Raw genomic sequence first — 21,608 nt, forward strand, 5'->3', positions numbered from 1 at the left:
TTGATTACATGATCATTCGTCAGGCCAACGCCGCAGACCATCCACTGCTGCTCGACATCTGGCTGCGCGCCGTTCGCTCCACTCACCATTTTTTGCAGGCATCCGACATAGACGCGCTGCTACCGCAGTTGCGCGATGTCTACCTCCCCGCTGTCGAGTTGTGGGTCGCGGTCGATGCTGAAGATTGCCCGTTAGGCTTCATCGGGCTGAATCAGGAGCATGTGGAAATGCTCTTCATCGACCCCGACCTGCATGGGCGTGGGATTGGGCGCGCGCTGCTGGATTACGCACGCGGTTCGCGGCGCACGTTGAGTGTAGATGTGAACGAGCAGAACCCTGAGGCTGTGGGGTTTTATCTGCATTATGGGTTTGTGCAGACGGGGCGCTCTGAGGTGGATGGTGAAGGGCGGCCGTTTCCGTTGTTGCATATGAGTTTGCCGAGTTAAACGGTCGAGCTTGATGGGCAGCTGGGCTCGCGGAGCTAAGGCATCCGCGGGCTTTCCATGAAGCGTTTACGCTGAGCGCTTTTTAACAGCCCATCGCAGCGGNNCCCCTTGGCTCTAAGTGGCTGGCATTAGGATTTAGCCCTTCTCTCGAAGATCTGCCTCAGGGACACCCGCGAATAACGTACGCGATCCCGAACTGCCCTTCCTTCAATCAGCCCTGAGGGTTACAGGGCCGAGAAAACAGGCTCATCGCACTTTGTAGGCGTTCATACAGGCCGAGGCGCGCTGGCGGGCATCAGCCAGCTTCTCTACCGGCAACTTGTCAACAATCTCCACCAGGCTTTCGCGGGCGTCGCTCGCAATCTTCTGCTCGGTGTCCGCATGCGCATCCGCAGCTGCAGCATTGCGTGTGGCGGTATCAATGGCACAGCGCACCCATGTGTAAGACTGAACGGGATCTGGCCTCACCCCTTTGCCTTTCTGATAAGCGATGCCCAGATGCCACTGAGCCTCCGAAACACCCAGCGCTGCGCCTTTGTGCCACAGATCGACAGCCAAGGATGGGTCGGCCTGCATGCCAAGGCCATAGTAGGCCAGGTAGCCCAGGTTGTTGAGCGCAAGCCGATTCCCTTGCGCCACGGCCTGACGCCACTGCACCACCGCTTCAGGATAGTCCTCGCGCTTGTATGCATCGACACCCAGGCCATAGGCCGAGTCGCCTAGTGATCCGATGCGCGTTTGATCGGTGGCAGGGGTTGAAGGGGTGGACGATGTGCAGGAGGTCATCATCAATACGCTAACGATGAACGCAGTCCTGAGGTTCTGATGCACGATGGAATCCTTGCCATGTGTCGGTCGGGTGCGGGACGGTATCGGAAATTGTGCCTGCCAACAAGGTAGCGGCATCGGGCAGGGGCGCAGCCTGTGGGACTTCGGTTATAGAGGCCTAATGTCGCGCCAACAGCATTCGAAGGACCTGTTTCCGGACGAGCCGCGATTTCTCTTGGTAAACTAGCCGTCTTCCGCACTCACGCGAACATGGCCGATGTAGCGGGCTTAGCAATCCGCCTCTGCGTGCGCGGCTGCCACGGGAATTTGCTACACGTTGCCGCCCGGTTGCTACATCGCAGCCACCACTTGCTGAAACCGCCCTGAAAACCCCGAATCCGGTACGAAACACGTTGAACGAAATGACTGCAAAATCAGGCTCTAACCCAGTAGCGACAAGGCCTGAGCCGTCGCGCCGGTTCTCCGTTGCACCGATGATGGACTGGACAGACCGCCACTGCCGCTTCTTCCTGCGCCTGCTCTCCAAGCACACCCTGCTCTACACCGAAATGGTCACCACCGGCGCCCTACTCCACAACGACGCCCACCGTTTCCTGCGCCACGACGTGTCCGAGCACCCGCTGGCCCTGCAACTGGGCGGCAGCGTGCCGGCCGACCTGGCGGCCTGCGCGCGCCTGGCCGAGGAGGCGGGCTACGACGAGGTCAACCTTAACGTCGGCTGCCCGAGCGACCGGGTGCAGAACAACATGATCGGTGCGTGCCTGATGGCCCACCCGGCGCTGGTGGCTGATTGCGTCAAGGCAATGCGCGATGCGGTGTCGACGCCGGTGACGGTGAAGCACCGTATCGGCATCAATGGCCGTGACAGCTATGCCGAGCTGTGCGATTTCGTCGGCCAGGTGCGCGAGGCTGGGTGCCGGAGTTTTACCGTGCATGCGCGGATTGCGATTCTTGAAGGGCTGTCGCCCAAGGAGAACCGTGAGGTGCCACCTTTGCGCTACGACGTGGCGGCGCAGCTGAAAGCGGACTTCCCGGACCTTGAGATCGTGCTTAACGGCGGGATCAAGACGCTGGCGGAATGCCAGGCGCACCTTGAAACGTTCGATGGGGTGATGCTGGGGCGTGAGGCGTATCACAACCCTTACCTGCTGGCCGAGGTGGACCAGCAGTTGTTTGGCAGCGAGGCGCCGGTGATCAGCCGCAGTGAGGCGCTGGCGTTGTTGCGGCCTTATATCATGGCGCACATCGAAAGCGGTGGGGCCATGCATCACGTCACCCGGCATATTCTGGGGCTGGCTCAGGGCTTCAAGGGGGCACGGCGGTTCCGGCAGCTGTTGTCGGCGGATATTCACAAGGCACCAGAGCCGTTGGTGGTGTTTGATCAGGCGGCGGAGTTGATGCAGGGTCATTGATGAATGAACCAGGGATGGATTGGCAATGAAGAAAAGGCGCACGCGTTCGCAGGGCAGCTTGGGCGTGGCAGTGGCGATCTTTGCCCCGGTGGGCATCATTCTGGCGGTCGCCTCGCAATACCCGACGATGATCGAGCGCAGGGTTGAAGCGAGAAAGGCGCAGGCGCGTGCGGCACAGCCGGCGCCTCGCCCTGCGGGGACCACGCTGGAAATCATCATGCCCGACGGCCAACGGCTCCAGGAAGGGCAATCGGGCACCTTGGGCGAAGCCCTGAAAAGCAGGTAGTCGCCAGCCTTGGGAACCTCGGGGCTGTGGGTGAATCGAATCATCACCTTGCGTAGAACTTCAGGGGCTTGCCTGCTGAGCTGGGCTGAGACCTTGGGGCTGCTGCGCAACCCATTCGCGACGCATGGCCGCGCCCACACGCGGTTTGCCCGAGCGGCTTCGACGGGCCTTGAGCGGCCGCCGGGGCTCGGGTAATGTCGAGTCATTGCACAGGACAGAGCACGCCCATGACCTCCAAGCTGGAACAACTCAAGCAGTTCACCACCGTGGTCGCCGACACCGGGGACCTGGACGCCATCACCCGCCTGAAACCGGTCGATGCCACCACCAACCCGTCGCTGCTGCTCAAAGCCGCCGCCATCCCCGGCTACGCCGACCTGCTCAAGCAGGTAAAGGGTGATGCCAAGGGCGATGTGGACCTGGCCTGCGACAAGTTCGCGGTCGCGGTCGGTTCCGGGATCCTCAAAGTCATCCCTGGCCGTATCTCCACCGAAGTGGATGCGCGCCTGTCGTTCGATGAGCCGGCCCTGCTGGCCAAAGCCCGTCAGTTGATCGCCCTGTACGATAAAGCCGGGGTCGGCAAAGACCGCGTGCTGATCAAGCTCGCCTCGACCTGGGAAGGCATCCGCGCCGCCGAGAAGCTGGAGAAGGAAGGCATCCAGACCAACCTGACCCTGCTGTTCTCCTTCGCCCAGGCCCAAGCCTGCGCCGATGCCGGGGTGTTTCTGATCTCGCCATTCGTGGGCCGTATCTACGACTGGTACAAGAAGAGCACCGGCAAGGAGTACGTCGGCGCCGAGGACCCGGGCGTACAGTCGGTTACGCGCATCTACGACTACTACAAGACCAATGGCTACAACACGGTGGTCATGGGTGCCAGCTTCCGCAACATCGGCCAAATCGAGCAACTGGCAGGCTGCGACCGCCTGACCATCAGCCCCGAATTGCTGCAGCAGTTGAGCGATGCCCAGGGCGAACTGCCGCGCGTGCTCAAGCCGGGCAACACGGGCGAGGCCAAGCAGGTATTGAGCGAGAGCCAGTTCCGCTGGGCGATGAACGAAGATGCCATGGGCACCGAGAAGCTGGCCGAGGGTATTCGCCAGTTCGCGCGGGATCAGGAGAAGCTGGAAAAGTTGATGGCTGAAAAGGCCTGATACATTTTGGGTTTGCCTGACGGGCGGGAAATGTTCAGCATTTTCCGCCCGTTTTTGGTTTGGCGCTAAGCTGCGCCAGGCTTCTGAGGTATTTTGAATTCGATGGCCTATTCGCGGGCAAGCCCGCTCCCACCGGTACCGTGCTGCGTGAATGGGCTGTCTAGCCACCAGAGCTGTTGATGACCTCTTCCCTACCCCTCGTTCTCGCCGGCCCGGTACTGCGCCGCCTGGAGCCACACCGCCTGGCCATCTGGCTGGTCGCAACGCAACCCTTGCAACCTAAATTCGCCCTTGATGGCGTAGAGCACTCGGCCAAGGTCACTTGCCAGGTGATCCCGATAGGCCAGCACGCGTTTATTCATTTGCTGGACATCCACGTTGCCCAGCCGCTCCCCTGCAACCAGAGGCTGGGCTACGACCTGCGCATCAATGGCCAGGGCATCGCAGACTGGGCACCCCACATGCTCTACCCCGGCGAAACGCGCCCACACTTCGTGTTGCGTGATCGCCTCGATCATTTGCTGCACGGTTCTTGCCGCAAGCCGCACCACCCCGCCGCCGACGGCCTGCTCTGCGCCGACCGTTTGCTGCAACAGTGCCAACACCCCGAACAACGCCCCGCGGTGCTGCTGATGACCGGCGACCAGGTGTATGCCGATGATGTCGCCGGGCCCATGCTGCGCGCGATCCACGTGCTGATCGAACGCCTGGGGCTGTTCGACGAACAACTGGACGGTGCAGTCGTCGCCGACAGCGCGGCGCTCTATCGCCACCCGGCCAGTTACTACCACCGCGCCGACCTGCTGCCCGCGCAGGAACGTAACGACAGCCTGCGCGAGCGCTTTTTCGGGGGTAAACGCAAGCCGATCTTCTCGTCCAGCAACGCCGACAACCACTTGGTAACCTTCGCCGAGGTCATGGCCATGTACCTGCTGGTGTGGTCACCCGAACCCTGGCGGCTGGTCAACCTGGACATGCCTGCAGGCCTCACCGATGAACGCCAGGCGCGTTATCGGCAGGAGGTGCCACTGATCGAGGCCTTCGCTAAAAACCTCGGCCAGGTGGCGCGGGTGATGGCACACCTGCCGTGCCTGATGATCTTCGACGACCACGACATCACCGACGACTGGAACCTCTCGGCCCAGTGGGAAGAAACTGCCTATGGCCACCCGTTCTCGCGGCGGATCATCGGCAATGCGCTGCTGGGCTACCTGCTGTGCCAGGCCTGGGGCAACGACCCGGATGGCTGCGGGCCGCTGGTCGAACGCTGCCAGGCGCTGACGGGTGCGCCACTGGCCAGCCAGGCACAGGATGAACTGATCGGCGAGCTGCTGCGCTTCCAAGGCTGGCAGTTCAGCCTGCCCAGCAACCCACCCTTGCTGGTGCTCGACACCCGCACCCGGCGTTGGCGCAGCGAAACCAGCTTGGCCAAGCCTTCGGGCCTGCTCGACTGGGAGGCGCTGAGCGAATTGCAGCAGGCACTGCTCGATCATCCTTCAGCGATTATCGTGTCGCCGGCACCGATCTTCGGGGTAAAGCTGATAGAAACCGTGCAAAAGGTATTCAGCTGGATGGGCTACCCGTTGCTGGTGGATGCCGAGAACTGGATGGCCCACCGGGGCGCGGCACAGGTGATTCTGAATATCTTCCGCCACTCGCGCACGCCCGGGCATTACGTGGTGCTCTCAGGGGATGTGCACTATTCGTTCGTCTATGAAGTGCTGATTCGACACCGCCAACGCAGCCCGCACTTGTGGCAGATCACCAGCAGCGGGATCAAGAACGAATTTCCCAGGCGCTTGTTGGATGTACTCGACCGGCTTAACCGCTGGCTGTATTCACCGCGCTCGCCGCTGAACTGGTTTACCAAGCGGCGGGAGATGGAAGTGGTGCCGCGTACGCCCAGCGGTAGCAAGGCGGGTGAGCGGTTGTGGAATGGTGCGGGGTTGGGGCAGGTGTTTTTTGATGAGCAGGGGCGGCCGGCACGGGTGTTTCAGCTGGATGCCGGTGGGCGGGATGTTACCGAGTTTGTTGGGCCGGGATGAGGGAGTTTTTAGCCTGTAGCGGCCTCTTCGCGGGGCAAGCCCGCTCCCACAGTTGAGATTTAGCGAAGAGCCTGTGGGAGCGGGCTTGCCCCGCGAAGAGGCCGCTACAGGCAATAAATCAGGACCGCTCCAGCGCATTCACCAGGTCATGAAACGCTTCGCGGTTGGAGTCATTGAGCCCCATGAGAATCTTGTGGGCCTCCAGCACCTTGGAGCGCACCACTTCTTCGTTCTGGTCCTGCGACGGCAAGTCGGTCAGGCACTCTGGGCACGGTATCGGGCGATCGACGATGTTGAACACCTGATCGAAGCCCATGGACTGCAACAACCGGGAAATGTCCGGGTTGGTGGTGACCACGGTCGGCAGCAGCCCCACTTTCTGGCGCGACAGGATCGACAGCTTGGCCAGCAGGCCCAAGGTGGTGCTGTCGATGCTCTCGGTTTCAGTCAAATCGATGACGATGGCCGAGAAGTTCAGCGCGGTGAAAATCTTCTCGATCGTCGCATCCAGCGCCGAACACAGGGTCAGGCGCACTTCACCGACGAATTTCAGTACAAAGGTACCGCTTTGCTCGGCGAACTGAATTCTACCGGTACTCATTGAAGGTTCCTGCTCAACACCAATAGGGCGATATCATCCGGCATCTCCCCAAGCGTAGCCAATCCAAATCGTTGCCGCAGCCCATCCAGGCTGCCACCCGCTGCCTTGACGATTTCTGGCAAGGCGGCTTCTTTATCTTTGAGCGTGTCACCTGGCAAAAGGTCCAGAATGCCATCGGACATCAAGCTGAGGCTGAACACTGGCGGCAGCTCCACCACCAGGTCCTGGTAACTGGCCTCGTCGAACAACCCCACCGGCAGGCCGCGGCCTTCCAGGTAGCGGGTATTGCCCGGGGTATACAGCACCGGCAGCGGCAGGTGGCCGCCCACGGCATAGGTCAACAGCCCGGTGTCTTCGTCGATCACGCCGCCCACCATGGTCACATGCTTGCCCAACTTGCAGTTGATCAGCCCGCGGTTGATGTGGCTGAGCACTTGCGAGGGCTTGAACTCACGCATCTTGCTCCCGCGCTTGAATTCGAACAACAGGCGCGTGGTCATGAACTTCAGCAACACCGTGACGAATGCCGACGAGGCGCCGTGCCCGGAGACATCGGCGAGGTAGAAGGCAATGCGCCGATCATCCACGCGGAAGTAGTCGGCAAAATCACCCGACAGGTACAGCGACGGGATGATCTGGTGCTCGAAGGCAAACTCGCCGGCCACCCAGGGGCTTTCCGGGAGCATGTTCATCTGCACCTGCCGGCCGGCGGTCTGGTCTTCCTGCAACAGGTGCAGGCTGGCCTCCAGTTCGCGGTTGGCGGCTTCGAGCTTGTCGCGGTAGCGCTGGTTTTCCAGCACCAGTCGCGAACGGTCGAGGGCTCGGCGCACCGAGTGCTCGAGCACGGCAAGGTCTTCCAGCGGCTTGATCAGGTAGTCGGCTGCGCCCAGGCGCAAGGCCTCGACCGCATCGCTCATCACGCCGGCACCCGACACCACGATCACCGGCAGCTGCGGCGCGCGCTCGCTGATCTGGCGGATCAGTTCGAGCCCGCCCATCTGCGGCATGCGCAGATCGCAGATCACGAGGTCGGGCTGGTGTTCTTCGAAGACCTGAAGCCCCTGCTGGCCATTACCGGCCTGGAGGACGCTGAAACCACTGTCTTCAAGATAGGCGGCGAGGCTCGCACGGACCACGTCGTCGTCATCGATGATCAGCAGCGTTGCACTGGTTTTCTGCATGTGGGCGAACGGCGCCGATTTAGGTTGGTGCAGCGGTGTCGGCAAGGCTGACGGCCAGCTACGGGAATACTCTGTGGTAACACTCTACTTGAGTTGTAGGACAAGAAGACCCGCCCGGCAACTGTCAGAGGTACCCTGTAAGGCGCAGACGGTACTCCCATCCGCCAGGCGTTTCAAGCGTGCAAGGGTCGAGCTCGATGCTCTTTACAGGGCAAATCACCGAGAGTTATAAGAAAGCCGACCCGCGCAACCTAAAGGGAAGGATGCAGCATGCACCAGACACCCTCCAGCCACAGCGAAAAACGCGATTTCATCCGCATGCGCATTGACACCGACATCAGCCTGTTGCACCAAGACCAGGTGATTGCAGCGGTGTGCCTGGACCTGTCCAGCGGGGGCATGCAAGTGCAGGCGCCGCAGCGCTTTCAGGTAGGGGATACGCTTGAGGTGAGGATCGATTCCGATCACAAGGCGCTGAAAGGCCTGCATGCCAGCACCGAGGTGGTGTGGATCGCCGACCAGCCCGACGGGCAGCAGAAATTCGGCCTGCGCATCCTGGCGATGCACTGACGCTGGGGCTGCTTGGCAGCCCCGTGGCTTAAATCAGAAACAATCAGAAATCATCTTCGACTTCGCCGTCCTTTACCTTGAACTCGCGGTTCTGCAGGTAGGCGTTGCGAATGAAGATGTACTTGTCACCCTGCATCAGCTTCTCAGCCGACAACAGGCTGGCACGGGTATCGACGACGTCAACCGCGAGGCTCGTGTTACGCGTCGGTACGTGGTTGATGTAGCGGTAGGGTTCGGTGTAGCTGTCCGGGTACTTGGCCAGGCCGTCACGCACGGTGCTTGGGCCCAGCAACGGGATGACCACGTAAGGGCCGCTGCCCACGCCCCAGTAACCCAAGGTCTGGCCGAAATCTTCGTCGTTGCGCTGCAGGCCCATCTTGGTGCCGACGTCGAAGAAGCCACCAAGGCCGAAGGTGGTGTTGACGATCAGCCGCGCCGTGTCCACACCCGCCGCATGCGGTTTGAGCTGCAGAATATCGTTGGCCAGGTTGGTGACATCGCCCAGGTTGCGGAAGATGTTATGGATGCCATCTTCGAGGAACTGCGGCGTCACTGCCTGGTAGCCCTTGGCCAATGGCTTGAGGGCATAGGTGTCGACCGTATCGTTGAACCTGAAGATCGGGCGGTTGACCGCCTCCCAAGGGTCTTCCTCGGTGGCCGCTTGGGTGGCCGCCACGGGCGCCAGCAACAAGCTGGCGCAGACACAGGCCAGGGTGACTCGTTCGATCACACCGGCACCGATCCTACGCATAGATGTCTCTCCATCGAATTTCTTGGCCGCAGCCGCACCGGGCGTGCTGCTGATAAGGCGCAAGTATAAGGGCTTGCGGGCTGATCACCAGCATTACACATTTTTGCTCAAGATTTTGTGAACGTATGTTGCCTCGTCATCGGCTGGTAACAATAGCGGCCTAGCCTGCGGACTATTTCAGGGAAGTTGCCATGCACGATGCGTCCGCCTTCACTGCTGTGCTGTTTGGCCTGCGTGGCTGCCTGGTCCAGGGTGCTAACGGCAACCCCCTGCCCGCGCCCGGCGCCCTGGCAACGCTCACCAGCCTGCGACAGCGCCAAGTGCCCTGCATCTGGCTGGACGACCTGACTGCCACACAAGGCAAACGCCTGGCCACTGTGCTGCCCGACTGGCTGCCGGGGCACGCGGTCAACGGCGTGCGCTGGCCCGCGCCAAACGCCTGCTGGCAGGCGCTGATGGCACTGGACAGCGCGCGCCTGGATGGCTGCGTACTGGTCAGCGGTGACCCTGCGCTGCTGCAATCGGGCCTGAACGCCGGCTTGTGGACCGTGGGCCTGGCGGCCTGCAGCCCGTACTGCGACCTCAGCTCCCGGCATTGGCAAGCCATGAGCCAACAGGAACAAGACCTGGCCCGTGGCAAGGCCACCCTCGCGCTGTTCAGCCTGGGCGTGCACTCGGTGATCGATCACCTCGAAGCCCTCGACACCTGCCTGCAGGACATCGCCCAGCGTCGGCGCAAAGGCGAAAAACCCTGATACAGCACCTTTGACGCGGATCATGCAAAGCGGCTGCGAGTGGATTACATTGAAAGCAGGCCAGAACCTTTGCCGCTTCGCTGAGGTCCATGGCTTGCCAAGCCATTGATGGAGAAAAGCCAATGCCTGCCCGCGAATTGCAAGAGCGACTGAACAGCTTGCGCGAGCAACTGGACCGTAACGTGCCGCTTTCGGAAGAGGAGCTGGCCGAAATGCACGAAGAAGCGCGCCAGATCGAAGCGCAACTGAAGCTTGAGGAAGCCACGCCTGACAACAATCTGGTAGACGGGGTCAATCTGGCGATCGATCGTTTTGAGCTCGACCACCCGGACTTAGCCGCTACCCTGCGCAATATTTTCAACTCATTGCACAGCATGGGTATCTGAATAGCTGGGGGCGCTTCGCACCCCTTTCGCGGGCAAGCCCGCTCCTACAGGACAGCGCGGTCTAAGGACTGCGCTAAAACCTGTGGGAGCGGGCTTGCCCGCGAATGGGGCGCGAAGCGGCCCCAATGGCGGTAATTTTACTGCCGAACCAGCCGCCCATTCACCGGACTGATCGCCCCCATGCTGCGGTACGGGTTGATATCCAGCCCACCCCGGCGCACATACCGCGCATACACCGTCAAGTGCTCCGGCTGCAGCAGGTTCTTCAAGTCCAGGTAAATCCGCTCCACGCACTGCTCATGGAAGTCGGCATGCTGCCGGAAGCTGATCAGGTAAGTCAGCAGGCTGGCAGGGTCCAGCGCCCTGCCCTTGTACTCGACCACCACACTGCCCCAATCCGGCTGGCCGGTGACGGGGCAGTTGGACTTGAGCAAATGGCTGTGCAGGGTCTCTTCAACCACACGCTGCGCATCGCAACGCAACAACTCCGGCTGCGGCTGCTCATAGTTGCTGATGGCCACATCCAGCGCATCGATGCACTGCCCCGGCAATGCCACAACACCCTGAGCCTCCACCTCGGCCAGCGTGCGAACCTTGACGCCGACCGGCTTGCCAGCCGCCGCAGACAAGTCCTTCTCCAGGCAGGCCTGCAGCTCGCCAATCGAGGCAAAAACAGTTTGGTTCAGCGAGTTCAGGTACAACTTGAACGACTTGGACTCGATGATATTCGGCGAGTCTGCAGGAATGGCGAACTCGCCGATCGCCACCACCGGCTTGCCCGACGGCAGCAGCCACGACAGCTCGAAGCAGTTCCAATAATCCACGCCCTGCCACGGCAGGGTCTGGGCAGTAACGCCCAACTCGGCCCACTTGGCGGTACGCGGGATCGGGAACAGCAGCTCAGGGGAGTAGGTAGCGATGTATTCGCTGGACTTGCCCAGCGGGGAGTGTTCGGCGGCGGGATGCATGGAAACTGACCTGAAGGTTCGAAATGCCCCTAGTCTACCGTTTTTGCGCCCCGCCTTGGGCCTGATGTCACTCGATGGTCAATGGCCCGACCATCCCCGCCTGGTAATGCCCAGGTACGTTGCAGGCAAACTCGATGGGTGCCGACTTACGGAACGTCCACGTCAGTTCGGCACGCTGGCCAGGCGGCACCAGCACGGTGTTGCCCCCGCCGTGACCGTGGCCTTCGCCGTGGTTCATCTGGCCGTGGTCCATGCCTTCATGATTCATACCTTCATGGTTCATGCCTGCGGTGAACAACTTGCCTTGCATCGCAATCATTTCTTTCTGGTGCTCGGCATGCATGGCCTTGTCGCCCAGGTTGAATTCGTGGGGCAACTTGCCCTCATTGATCAACACGAAGCGCACCGTCTCGCCCGCCTTGACCTCCAGGCTTTTCGGTTCGAAGGCAATGTCCTTGAGCACCACCTCGACCGTACGGGTGGCCTTGCCAGCCGGGGCAGGCTCGCCAAAGGCGAAACTGTCAGCACTGCCCGCAAACGTGGGCAGGCTTACCACGCCAAGGGCGGCGGCGATGAACAGGCGTTTCATGATGACTCCAAAATACACAACGTGATGAGAGCACCTTAAGCAGGCGGGGCTGGCGGCTACCTGACGGGAAGATTACAACTTTGTCAGTTTGGGCGAGCGCCGACATCGTCACGTATCATTTCCGGTAGCCGCCGCGCACCCTTCCAGAACTGTGGACACTGCATGAAACTGTTGATCGTTGAAGACCAGGCCCGCACCGGCCAGTACTTGAGCCAGGGCCTCAGCGAGGCAGGCTTCGCCACCGAACTGGCAGCCGATGGCGAAACTGGCCAACACCTGGCACTGACCGGCGACCATGACTTGCTGATCCTCGACGTGATGCTGCCAGGCCGCGATGGCTGGCAGATTTTGCACGCAGTGCGCCAGGCCGGCCTGGACACCCCCGTGCTGTTCCTGACCGCCCGCGATGCGGTAGAAGACCGTGTGCACGGCCTGGAGCTGGGCGCCGACGATTACCTGGTCAAACCATTCGCCTTTTCCGAACTGCTGGCCCGCGTACGCAGCCTGCTGCGCCGTGGTGCCAGCCCGAGCCAGGACACCACCTTGAGCCTGGCCGACCTGCGCCTGGACCTGATCCGCCGCCGCGCCGAGCGCGCCGGCCAGCGCATCGACCTGACCGCCAAAGAGTTCGCCCTGCTCGAATTACTGCTGCGGCGCCAGGGCGAGGTGCTGCCCAAATCGCTGATTGCCTCGCAGGTCTGGGACATGAATTTCGACAGTGACACCAACGTCATCGAAGTGGCCATCCGCCGCCTGCGCCTGAAAATCGACGACCCGCACACCAGCAAGCTGATCCACACCGTACGGGGCATGGGCTATGTGCTGGAAGAGCGTCAAGATTGATGCGCCGACTTTCCCTCGGCAGCCGCCTGGCGCTGCTGTTCGCGGCCTGCACCGCTGCCGTTTCGTTGGGGGCTGGCGTGCTGTTCAGCCGTGCCAGCGAGCAGCACTTCATCGAACTCGACCAACAGTTGCTGGAATCTCGCCTGTCGCTGTTTCGCACGCAGCTGGCCGGCGTCGTCGTGCCCGCCGAACTGGGCGCCCGCCTCCCCGCCCTGCGCGATGAACTCAGCCACCAGGCCGACTTGGCCCTGCGCATCAGCGGCCATGACGGTAGGCCGTGGTTCGACAGCCGCACGCAATTGCCCAACACCACGCCACCCTCTGGGCTTGCCACTCTGCACACCGACGGCGCCGACTACCGCAGCCTGGCCATGCCCCTGAACCCGGCCGACCCGCAGTCTGCGCAGCTGACCCTGTACCTCGACATCACCCACCATCAGCACTTCCTGCAGGGCATGCAGCGCCTGATCTGGCTAACCGTCGGCCTCTCGGCCCTGGCCACCGCCCTGCTCGGTGCCTGGGCCGTACGCCGGGGGCTGAGGCCGCTGCGGCAGATGGGCCAGGTTGCGGCCAGCGTGTCGGCCCGCTCGCTGACCACCCGCCTGCCGGTCGCGCAGATGCCGGAAGAGCTGGCCGAACTGGCCACCACCGTGAACGCCATGCTGCAGCGCCTGGACGATGCCTTCCAGCGCCTGTCGGCATTCTCCGCCGACATCGCCCACGAACTGCGCACACCACTGTCCAACCTGCTGACCCACACCCAGGTCACCCTCACCCGCCCGCGCAGCCTTGAGGAATACCGCGAGGCCTTGCATGGCAACCTGGAGGAGCTGCAGTGGATGGCGCAGATGATCAACGACATGCTGTACCTGGCCAAGGCCGACCATGGCCTGCTGGTGCCTGGGCAAGCCACGCTGGCGCTGCATGAGGATGTAGATGCATTGCTGGAGTACTACGCGCCGCTGGCCGAGGACCGCGACGTGACGCTACTGCGCCAAGGCCAGCTGCTGTTGCAGGGGGACCGCCCCATGCTGCGCCGCGCATTGTCGAACCTGCTCGACAATGCCTTGCGCTTCACCCCACCCGGTGGGCAGATACGCGTGACGCTGGAGCCTGGGTTACGGGTTTGCGTGGCCAATACCGGGGCGGCAATCGCACCGGCTGCATTGCCCCGCTTGTTTGACCGGTTCTACCGGGTGGACCCGGCGCGGCGCGAAGGCAGCACGGAGCACGCCGGGTTAGGGCTGGCGATTACCCGGTCGATCGTGCAGGCGCATGGTGGGAGTATTCGGGCAGAGTGCGAGGGTGGCTGGACGCGGTTTGTGATCGAGTTACCTGGCAATCAATAGAGCCGCAGCTCCTACAATGAACGCGGATCAGCGCTTCAAACCGCAAGGCCAATCGCCGGCTGCACCTGGGATGCCCGATACGCCGGGTAAATGGTCGCCAAGAAGCTCATCACCAACCCCGCCGCACAGATGATCACCACATCGCCCCACTGCAGTTCCGACGGCAGGCTGCTGATGAAGTACACGTCCGAGGTGAAGATATGCTGGCCGCTGACCCGCTCCAGCCAGCCAACGATCTGGCTGACATTGAACGCGGCAATCACCCCCAGCACACCGCCGATCAAGGTCCCGACAATACCGATCAAGCTGCCCTGGACCATGAACGTACCCATGATCTGCGCAGGCGTGGCACCCAGGGTGCGCAGGATGGCGATATCCGGCCCTTTGTCGTTCACCACCATCACCAGCGTGGCAATGATGTTGAACGCCGCCACTGCGATGATCATCATCAGCAGCAGGCCGATCATGGTCTTTTCCATCTTCATGGCGCTGAACAGGCTGCCCTGGGTGTGCGACCAGTCATCGGCACGGTAGGCATCGCCCAGGCCCGCCGCGATGGCTTTGGACACCTGCGGCGCCGCATACAGGTCATGCAGCTTGAGCCGCACGCCTTGTACCTGGCCCGGCGCCCAACGCTGCATTTCGCCCGCATCGGCGACGTGAATGTACGCCTGCGAGCCATCCAGCTCTGCACCGACCTTGAAAATACCGACCACGGTCAGGCGCTGCATGCGCGGGGTGATACCACCCGGCGCCTTGCTGATTTCCGGCACGATCAGGGTCAGCTTGTCGCCCGTGTTCAAGCGAAAACGCCGTGCGCTCAGCTCACCGAGCACCACGCCAAACTCACCTGGCTTCAGGTCCTGCAGGCGGCCCTGGACAATATGCTGGCCGACAATGGAAACCTTGCCTTCCTCTGCCGGGTCGATGCCGCTGACCTGGATCGGCTGCATCGCGCCCTTGTAAGAGAGCATGCCTTCCATTTCGGTGATTGGCGCCGCGGCCATCACCGCCGGGTCCTTCAGCGCGGCATCGGCGACGGTGCGCCAGTCATCCAGCGGCTGCACGCCAAGGATACTGGCATGGGGCACCAGGCCGAGGATGCGCGAGCTCATCTCGCGCTGGAAGCCGTTCATTACCGACAGCACCACGATCATCGCCAGCACGCCCAGCGACAGGCCGATCATCGAGGTCATCGAGATGAACGAGATGAAATGGTTGCGGCGCTTGGCACGGGTGTAGCGAGCACCAATGAACAAGGGCAAGGGTCTGAACATGTAAAACACCCAATGAAAGAGTTGCGGGGCGGCTCAGGCCACCCCGTGCAAGCGGCTCAGATCGCCACCAGGTGACCGTCGTCGAGTTTCAATACACGGTCCATCTGGCGCGCCAGGTTGAGGTCGTGGGTCACCACCAGGAACGCGGTACGCGAAGCGCTGGACAGCTCCTGCATCAGTTCCTGGATGCCCTGGGCGGTGTGGTGGTCGAGGTTACCGGTGGGTTCGTCGAGCATCACCAGGCCCGGGCGGTTGACCAAGGCGCGGGCGATCGCCACACGCTGGCGCTCACCGCCGGACAACTCGGCAGGCTTGTGGTGCAGGCGGTGGCCAAGGCCGACGCGCTTGAGCAGGGCCTCGGCGCGCTCACGCGCCTCGGGGATGGCGGTGCGGCCGATCAACAGCGGCATGCACACGTTCTCCATGGCGGTGAACTCAGGCAGCAGGTGGTGGAACTGGTAAACGAAGCCCAGTGCCCGGTTGCGCAACAGGCCACGCGCGCGCTCACCCAGGGCCGACAGCTCCTCGCCCGCCAGCCAGACACTGCCCTGGGTAGGCGTGTCGAGGCCGCCAAGCAGGTTGAGCAAGGTGCTCTTGCCAGAGCCCGAGCTGCCGACGATGGCCACGCGTTCACCCGGGTGCAGCTCCAGCTGCAAGCCAGACAGCACCTGCACCGACTCCGGGCCCTCGTCGTAGGACTTGCCCAGGTTGCGGCAACTCAGAACGGCTTTATCACTCATGCGCGACTCACTCATAACGTAGCGCCTCTGCAGGCTGGGTGCGGGCCGCACGCCAGGCCGGGTACAGGGTGGCGAAGAAACTCAGGACCAGTGCCGCGGCACAGACCATGTACACGTCATTGGCCATGATCTGCGACGGCAGGTAATCAATGAAATACACATCGGCGTTGAGGAACTTGTGCCCGATCAGCTTCTCGATGCCGGCAATCGCCGCACTCACGTTGAGCGCGGCAAGAATGCCGACGCCAGCGCCGATCAAGGTGCCAATCACCCCGATCACCGTACCCTGCACCATGAAGATGGCCATGATCTGCCCAGGCGTGGCGCCGAGGGTGCGCAGGATCGCGATGTCGCCGCGCTTGTCGTTGACCACCATCACCAGGGTGGAAATGATGTTGAACGCCGCCACCGCCACGATCAGCAGCAACAGCAGGCCGATCATGGCCTTTTCCATGCGGATCGCCTGGTAAAGGTTGCCATGGGTGCGGGTCCAGTCACGGCTGTAGAACTCCTGCTCGCCCAGCTGTTGGGCGATAGACCAGGCCACGCGCGGCGCCTGGAACAGGTCGTCGAACTTCAGCCGCAGGCCTTGCACCTGGTTCGGTTTCCAGCGGTGCAGGCGGGACAGGTCGCTGATGTTAGTCAGGCCCAGGTAACCGTCGATTTCGCCGGCGCCCACGTGGAAGGTACCGACCACGGTAAAGCGCTTCATGCGCGGGAACATGCCGGCCGGGGTCACGCTGACCTCGGGGGCGACGAAGGTCAGCTTGTCGCCGATGGCCACACCCAGCTTGGCGGCGGCCTTGTCGCCGATCATGATGCCCCACTCGCCCGGTGCCAGCTGGTCGAGACGGCCTTGCTGGACGAAGTTGTCGATGATCGACACCTCGCGCTCGCGGGCCGGGTCGATGCCATTGAGCAGCACCTTCTGCACCTTGCCTTCATGGGTCAGCAGGCCCTGCATCTGGGTGAAGGGCGCTACCGCCACCACCTGCGGATTCTGCTTTACTTGTTGGGCAAGCGCAGGCCAGTCGTCAAGCGGCTGGCCGCTCTCGAGCGTGGCATGGGGAATCATGCCGAGCACGCGGGTACGCATCTCGTGGTCGAAACCGTTCATGACCGAGAGCACCACGATCATGACCACCACGCCCAGGGCGAGGCCGATCATCGAGGTCAGGGAAATGAACGAGACGAAGTGATTGCGACGTTTGGCACGGGTATAACGCGTGCCGATGAATGCGAAAAGAGGTCTGAACATGTCGGGGCTTGTTCGGATGAAAGGGAACGTCCTTGTGGCGGGGCGCTTACGGCGGCTTTACACTCGGACCACCGCCGCTACCATGGGTTCGCCATGACGACATTAGACGAAGAAGATCGCCGCGAATACTACCGCATCGCAGATCGGATCGCACTTCAAATCAACCCCTTGAGCGCGGCTGAAGCCCTTGACCCAGAAGTGTTGCAGGATGATTCGCCGCTGTTCAACCTGCTCAGCGAGCTGCACCTGTCCGACTTCGAAGCCCAGCACCTGCTGCGCCAGCTGAGTGACAAGGACCGCACCCTGGCGGCGTTTTTGCGCGCACAAAGCAAACGCCTCGACCTGCTCAGCGCCGTGGTCGCGCAAACCCTCATCGGTGAGGTCGGCCAGCCGCAGGCAGTGGTCATCTCCGAAGGCGGCATCGAGTACACCCAAGCCCAGGCCATCGCCCCCGACACCCGCGTGAAGGTGAAGATGGTGCTGATGCCCCGCGCCCACGGCCTGCTGCTGCGCGGCAAGGTCACCCACTGCGACCCACGCCCTGACGGCGGCTTTGAGGTCGGCACCGAATTCATCGACATGACCGACGCCCAGCGCCAACTGCTGGCCCGATACATCCTGCAGCGCCAGCAACAACAACGGCGCCAGCAGCTGGAGCAGAATGACCCTGCCTCCTGAGCCTCTTCCCCTTGAATTGAAGGAACGAACGTGACCCTGATCTACGGCCATCGCGGCGCCAAGGGCGAAGCGCCCGAGAATACCCTGAACAGCTTCCGCCAGTGCCTGTCCCACGGCGTCAATCGCTGTGAACTGGACCTGCACCTGTCGGCCGACAACGAACTGATGGTGATCCACGACTCGACGCTCAAGCGCACCACCGGCCGACGCGGCAAGGTGGTCGAGCACCCGGCAGCCGACCTGGTCACCTACGACGCACGCAAAGGCGGCCCGGGCCATGTGCAGCCCTGCCCTATCCCAAAACTGGAAGAACTCTTCGAAAAATGCGCCTTCGAGCATTGGCAGCTGGAGGTCAAGAGTGCCTCGCGCACCCGCGCCGCCACCACGGTGCTGGCCATTCGTGAACTGGCCCAGCAATACGGCCTGCTGGACAAGGTCACCATCACCTCGAGCTCACGCGACGTGCTGGGCGCCGCACAAGAGCTGGTACCGGACGTGTCTCGCGGGCTGGTGGCCGAATACGCCTGGCTCGACCCACTGAAGGTCGCGCAAAACTACGGCTGCGAGTTGCTGGCCTTGAACTGGACACTGTGCACCCCAGAGCGCCTGCTCAAAGCCCAGGGCCAGGGGTTGCATGTGTCGGTGTGGACAGTCAACGAACCGGCACTGATGCGCCGGCTCGCTGATTTTGGCGTGGACAGCCTGATTACAGACTTTCCCGGTTTGGCCAAGACCACCCTCGGGTAGGGCTGAAATCGGTATCCCCGACCGGCTCAGGCCACCGGTCGGAGCCGCTTAAAAAAGCCGGTTCAGGCCGTCGTAGGCAGCTACCCGATAGGCTTCGGCCATGGTCGGGTAGTTGAACGTGGTGTTGACGAAGTACTTCAGGTTATTCAGCTCGCCCGGCTGGTTCATGATTGCCTGGCCGATGTGGACGATTTCCGAAGCCTGGTAGCCGAAGCAATGCACGCCGAGGATTTCCAGGGTTTCGCGGTGGAACAGGATCTTCAGCATGCCCTGTGGCTCGCCGGCGATCTGCGCGCGGGCCATGCCCTTGAAGAAGGCCTTGCCCACTTCGTACGGCACTTTGGCCTGGGTCAGTTCCTGCTCGTTCTTGCCGATCGAGCTGATCTCCGGAATGGTGTAGATACCAGTCGGCACGTCATTGACGAAGCGCCAGCTGCCGTTGTCGACGATGCTGCCCGCTGCCGAACGGCCCTGGTCATGGGCGGCACTGGCCAGGCTCGGCCAACCGATCACGTCACCGGCACCGTAGATGTTCGACACGGTGGTGCGGTAGGCCTCGTCGACCTCGATCTGGCCGCGGCTGTTGACCTTGATGCCGATGTTTTCCAGGCCCAGCTTGTCGGTGTTGCCGGTACGGCCGTTGCACCACAGCAAGGCGTCGGCCTTGATCTTCTTGCCCGACTTCAGGTGCAGGATCACACCGTTGTCCAAGCCTTCGACCCGGTCGTACTCCTCGTTGTGGCGCACGGTGATGTTGTTGTTGCTGAAGTGGTAGCTCAGCGCCTGGGAAATTTCCGAATCCAGGAAGCTCAGCAACTGGCCACGGTTGTCGACCAGTTCGACCAGCACACCCAGGCCGCTGAAGATCGATGCGTATTCGCAACCGATCACGCCGGCGCCGTAAACGATCAGTTTGCGCGGGGTGTGGCTGAGGCTGAGGATGGTGTCGCTGTCATAGACGCGCGGGTGGTGGAAGTCGATATCGGCCGGGCGATACGGGCGCGAGCCGGTGGCGATGATGATCTGCTTGGCGTTGAGCTTTTCGACCACACCGTTGGGGCAGACCACTTCGATGGTCTGCTCGTCGGCGAAGCTGCCGGTGCCGAAGAACAGGTCGACACGGTTGCGGGCGTAGTAGCCGGTGCGCGAAGCGACCTGCTTGGCAATGACCTTTTCGGCGCTCTTGAGCACGTCCGGGAAGGAGAACCAGCGCGGCTCGCCAATGGCGCGGAACATCGGGTTGGTGTTGAACTGCATGATCTGCCGCACCGAGTGACGCAGTGCCTTGGACGGGATGGTGCCCAAGTGGGTGCAGTTGCCGCCGACCTGGCGACGGCTGTCGACCATCGCCACCTTGCGCCCTGCTTTGGCGGCGTTCATTGCCGCGCCTTCTCCGGCCGGGCCGGAACCCAGCACCACTACGTCGTAGTTGTAGACAGCCATGCGTACTCCTTCAGAACTGGCCCGCGAGTCACGGTGGCTCGCGGGGCGCGATCATGTCGCCGGGGCGCCATGAGAAAATTCGGTTGCAGTCTAATCAAGCGTGAACGCCGCGCACATTAACCCTTGGTCGCGTCGTAGGCCAATTTTGCCTGCACTACATGTGGTTCACCGATTCCCTGGCGATCATCCATCCTTGCGCTTTCACTCGCCTTTCATTGCCCGCGCAAACGCTGGGGTCGCTCGGGAGACGAAGCCACCCTCCGCCCGAGTCACCAATACGGCGGCAAGGTTGTGGCTGACGGCGAAATCCCAGCCGCGCTCGGGGCCGAGAATCAGCAGCAGGGTCGAGAACCCGTCAGCCTTCAGCGCCGAAGCGTCGAGCACAGTGGCCGCAGCCAGGTCGTGCGCGACCGGGCGCCCGAGACGGGCATCGAAGGTGTGCGAATAGCGCCGGCCATTCTGCTCGAAATAGTGGCGATAGTCACCCGAGGTCGATACCGAAAGGCCATCCACCGGGATGACTTGGCGGGCGATCTGGCGGTCTTCACGGGGCAGCTCGAGGGCGATGCGCCACGGGCTGCCATTGGGTTTGCGGCCAACCGCCTTAAGCTCGCCGGTGGCTTCGGCGATGAAACTGCTGATGCCCATGGCCTGCAGGCGCTGGGCGATCAGGTCAACCGCGTGGCCGGCGGCGATGCTGTTGAAATCCAGCTCTACCGGGGCATCCTTGCACAACGCTTGGCCTTCGATGCGCAGGTGCTGGTAGCCCACGCGCAGGCGCGCCTGGGCCAGGGCTCGCGGGTCGGGCACCTGCTCGTGGCGGGCCTGAGGGCCGAAGCCCCAGAGGTCGAGTAGCGGCTCGACAGTGAGGTCGAAGGCGCCGGCACTTTGCGCCGCCAACTGCTGGCCGAAGCGGACCAGGTCGAACATGTCTGATGGCAAAGCCAGGCATTGATTGGCCGGCAGCTGGTTGAACTGGCTGACAGTGGAATCGCTGCGGTAGGTGGAATAGTGCTGGTCGATGTCCTGGAGGATGGTTTCGACGGCTGCCTGTACCTGGGCTGGGGCCGGGCCACCGGGGGCGCGGACGTACTGGATGCTGTAGCTGCTGCCCATGGTCGGGCCGCCCAGGCGCTCAAGGGTCGGGCCCTGGTTGCAGGCGGTGAGGAGCATCAGGATGAACAGGAGGGCTGTGCGCAAATTCGGACTCTCGGTCGCCGATACTGGCCTCTTCGCGGTTAAACACATCTGCGCAGGCCGACGAAGCGCGCAGAAGGGGTCAGGCTGGCCTCCGGAAGCGGGTGAAACCGCGAAGAGGCCAGTAAAGCCAACATACAGGC

Annotated in this window: 23 protein-coding genes; 12 read left to right on the forward strand and 11 right to left on the reverse strand. The window is 62.4% G+C overall.

Going from position 1 to position 21,608, the window contains the following annotated elements:
• Positions 1 to 8: 8 nt before the first annotated feature.
• Positions 9 to 446, forward strand: a complete 438-nt coding sequence (locus tag MFF34_RS21175) for an acetyltransferase (RefSeq protein ID WP_238216288.1) — start codon at positions 9 to 11, stop codon at positions 444 to 446.
• 246 nt (positions 447 to 692) lie between these two features.
• Here MFF34_RS21175 and MFF34_RS21180 read toward each other — a convergent pair whose 3' ends face one another.
• A complete protein-coding gene (locus MFF34_RS21180; protein ID WP_238216290.1) occupies positions 693 to 1,277 on the reverse strand; it encodes a tetratricopeptide repeat protein in 585 nt (194 codons plus the stop codon).
• 359 nt (positions 1,278 to 1,636) lie between these two features.
• Here MFF34_RS21180 and dusA point away from each other — a divergent pair, with 359 nt between their 5' ends.
• The 4 genes from dusA (at position 1,637) to MFF34_RS21200 (ending at position 6,132) form a co-directional block, all read left to right on the forward strand.
• Complete coding sequence (gene dusA / locus MFF34_RS21185) at positions 1,637 to 2,647, forward strand: tRNA dihydrouridine(20/20a) synthase DusA (protein ID WP_238216292.1); 1,011 nt, start codon at positions 1,637 to 1,639, stop codon at positions 2,645 to 2,647.
• Between the two features lie 25 nt (positions 2,648 to 2,672).
• Complete coding sequence (locus MFF34_RS21190; protein ID WP_186682232.1) at positions 2,673 to 2,933, forward strand: hypothetical protein; 261 nt, start codon at positions 2,673 to 2,675, stop codon at positions 2,931 to 2,933.
• A gap of 227 nt (positions 2,934 to 3,160) precedes the next feature.
• The gene (gene tal / locus MFF34_RS21195) at positions 3,161 to 4,087 is read left to right on the forward strand and encodes a transaldolase (protein WP_238216294.1); all 927 of its coding nucleotides are present in this window, start codon (positions 3,161 to 3,163) and stop codon (positions 4,085 to 4,087) included.
• Between the two features lie 179 nt (positions 4,088 to 4,266).
• A complete protein-coding gene (locus tag MFF34_RS21200; protein ID WP_238216295.1) occupies positions 4,267 to 6,132 on the forward strand; it encodes an alkaline phosphatase D family protein in 1,866 nt (621 codons plus the stop codon).
• 118 nt (positions 6,133 to 6,250) lie between these two features.
• Here MFF34_RS21200 and rssC read toward each other — a convergent pair whose 3' ends face one another.
• Both rssC and rssB read right to left on the reverse strand, forming a co-directional pair.
• On the reverse strand, positions 6,251 to 6,733 hold the full coding sequence (gene rssC / locus MFF34_RS21205) for an anti-sigma factor antagonist RssC (protein ID WP_027596601.1): 483 nt from the start codon (positions 6,731 to 6,733) through the stop codon (positions 6,251 to 6,253).
• Positions 6,730 to 7,914: a two-component system response regulator RssB gene (rssB, locus tag MFF34_RS21210; RefSeq protein ID WP_027596602.1), complete on the reverse strand. Its 1,185-nt coding sequence runs from the start codon at positions 7,912 to 7,914 to the stop codon at positions 6,730 to 6,732. Before rssB ends, rssC begins: the two co-directional genes overlap by 4 nt.
• Positions 7,915 to 8,184: 270 nt before the next feature.
• Here rssB and MFF34_RS21215 point away from each other — a divergent pair, with 270 nt between their 5' ends.
• The gene (locus MFF34_RS21215) at positions 8,185 to 8,484 is read left to right on the forward strand and encodes a PilZ domain-containing protein (RefSeq protein ID WP_238216297.1); all 300 of its coding nucleotides are present in this window, start codon (positions 8,185 to 8,187) and stop codon (positions 8,482 to 8,484) included.
• 43 nt (positions 8,485 to 8,527) lie between these two features.
• On the opposite strand, the gene MFF34_RS21220 is transcribed toward MFF34_RS21215, so the two are convergent.
• Positions 8,528 to 9,235 (reverse strand): VacJ family lipoprotein, encoded by a 708-nt coding sequence (locus MFF34_RS21220; RefSeq protein ID WP_238216299.1) that lies wholly within the window; start codon positions 9,233 to 9,235, stop codon positions 8,528 to 8,530.
• A 191-nt stretch (positions 9,236 to 9,426) separates the two neighbouring features.
• Here MFF34_RS21220 and MFF34_RS21225 point away from each other — a divergent pair, with 191 nt between their 5' ends.
• Positions 9,427 to 9,990, forward strand: coding sequence for a phosphonoacetaldehyde phosphonohydrolase-related protein (locus MFF34_RS21225; protein WP_238216301.1), 564 nt, complete (start codon positions 9,427 to 9,429; stop codon positions 9,988 to 9,990).
• A gap of 122 nt (positions 9,991 to 10,112) precedes the next feature.
• Entirely contained in the window at positions 10,113 to 10,376 is a 264-nt protein-coding gene (locus MFF34_RS21230) for a DUF4404 family protein (protein WP_238216303.1), read from the forward strand.
• Positions 10,377 to 10,513: 137 nt separating this feature from the next.
• Here the strand turns inward: MFF34_RS21230 and queF are convergent, their stop codons facing one another.
• Together queF and MFF34_RS21240 are read right to left on the reverse strand one after the other, a co-directional pair.
• Entirely contained in the window at positions 10,514 to 11,344 is an 831-nt protein-coding gene (gene queF / locus MFF34_RS21235) for an NADPH-dependent 7-cyano-7-deazaguanine reductase QueF (RefSeq protein WP_099430028.1), read from the reverse strand.
• 67 nt (positions 11,345 to 11,411) lie between these two features.
• Positions 11,412 to 11,933 (reverse strand): plastocyanin/azurin family copper-binding protein, encoded by a 522-nt coding sequence (locus tag MFF34_RS21240; RefSeq protein WP_238216305.1) that lies wholly within the window; start codon positions 11,931 to 11,933, stop codon positions 11,412 to 11,414.
• 162 nt (positions 11,934 to 12,095) lie between these two features.
• On the opposite strand from MFF34_RS21240, the gene cinR reads away from it, so the two are divergent.
• Positions 12,096 to 12,776, forward strand: a complete 681-nt coding sequence (gene cinR / locus MFF34_RS21245) for a two-component system response regulator CinR (protein ID WP_238216307.1) — start codon at positions 12,096 to 12,098, stop codon at positions 12,774 to 12,776.
• Positions 12,773 to 14,125 carry a heavy metal sensor histidine kinase gene (locus MFF34_RS21250; protein ID WP_238216309.1) on the forward strand — a complete coding sequence of 451 codons (1,353 nt, stop codon included), beginning with the start codon at positions 12,773 to 12,775 and terminating at the stop codon, positions 14,123 to 14,125. Before cinR ends, MFF34_RS21250 begins: the two co-directional genes overlap by 4 nt.
• 35 nt (positions 14,126 to 14,160) lie before the next feature.
• Here the strand turns inward: MFF34_RS21250 and MFF34_RS21255 are convergent, their stop codons facing one another.
• Genes MFF34_RS21255 through MFF34_RS21265 form a run of 3 tightly spaced genes read right to left on the reverse strand, consistent with a single transcriptional unit; the run spans position 14,161 to position 17,400 of the window.
• Complete coding sequence (locus tag MFF34_RS21255) at positions 14,161 to 15,402, reverse strand: lipoprotein-releasing ABC transporter permease subunit (RefSeq protein WP_027596610.1); 1,242 nt, start codon at positions 15,400 to 15,402, stop codon at positions 14,161 to 14,163.
• 56 nt (positions 15,403 to 15,458) lie between these two features.
• Positions 15,459 to 16,142, reverse strand: coding sequence for a lipoprotein-releasing ABC transporter ATP-binding protein LolD (lolD, locus tag MFF34_RS21260; RefSeq protein WP_172960376.1), 684 nt, complete (start codon positions 16,140 to 16,142; stop codon positions 15,459 to 15,461).
• Positions 16,143 to 16,149: 7 nt separating this feature from the next.
• A complete protein-coding gene (locus MFF34_RS21265; protein ID WP_027596612.1) occupies positions 16,150 to 17,400 on the reverse strand; it encodes a lipoprotein-releasing ABC transporter permease subunit in 1,251 nt (416 codons plus the stop codon).
• Between the two features lie 93 nt (positions 17,401 to 17,493).
• Here MFF34_RS21265 and MFF34_RS21270 point away from each other — a divergent pair, with 93 nt between their 5' ends.
• Together MFF34_RS21270 and MFF34_RS21275 are read left to right on the forward strand one after the other, a co-directional pair.
• Positions 17,494 to 18,078 carry a PilZ domain-containing protein gene (locus MFF34_RS21270; RefSeq protein ID WP_238216311.1) on the forward strand — a complete coding sequence of 195 codons (585 nt, stop codon included), beginning with the start codon at positions 17,494 to 17,496 and terminating at the stop codon, positions 18,076 to 18,078.
• 30 nt (positions 18,079 to 18,108) lie between these two features.
• Positions 18,109 to 18,825, forward strand: a complete 717-nt coding sequence (locus tag MFF34_RS21275) for a glycerophosphodiester phosphodiesterase (protein WP_027596614.1) — start codon at positions 18,109 to 18,111, stop codon at positions 18,823 to 18,825.
• Positions 18,826 to 18,873: 48 nt separating this feature from the next.
• Here MFF34_RS21275 and sthA read toward each other — a convergent pair whose 3' ends face one another.
• Positions 18,874 to 20,268 carry a Si-specific NAD(P)(+) transhydrogenase gene (gene sthA / locus MFF34_RS21280; protein ID WP_027596615.1) on the reverse strand — a complete coding sequence of 465 codons (1,395 nt, stop codon included), beginning with the start codon at positions 20,266 to 20,268 and terminating at the stop codon, positions 18,874 to 18,876.
• A 201-nt stretch (positions 20,269 to 20,469) separates the two neighbouring features.
• Positions 20,470 to 21,468: an FAD:protein FMN transferase gene (locus MFF34_RS21285; protein WP_238216313.1), complete on the reverse strand. Its 999-nt coding sequence runs from the start codon at positions 21,466 to 21,468 to the stop codon at positions 20,470 to 20,472.
• Between the last annotated feature and the right edge of the window lie 140 nt (positions 21,469 to 21,608).

It is taken from the genome of Pseudomonas sp. PAGU 2196 (genome assembly GCF_022179005.1).
GTDB classification, from domain to species: domain Bacteria; phylum Pseudomonadota; class Gammaproteobacteria; order Pseudomonadales; family Pseudomonadaceae; genus Aquipseudomonas; species Aquipseudomonas kermanshahensis.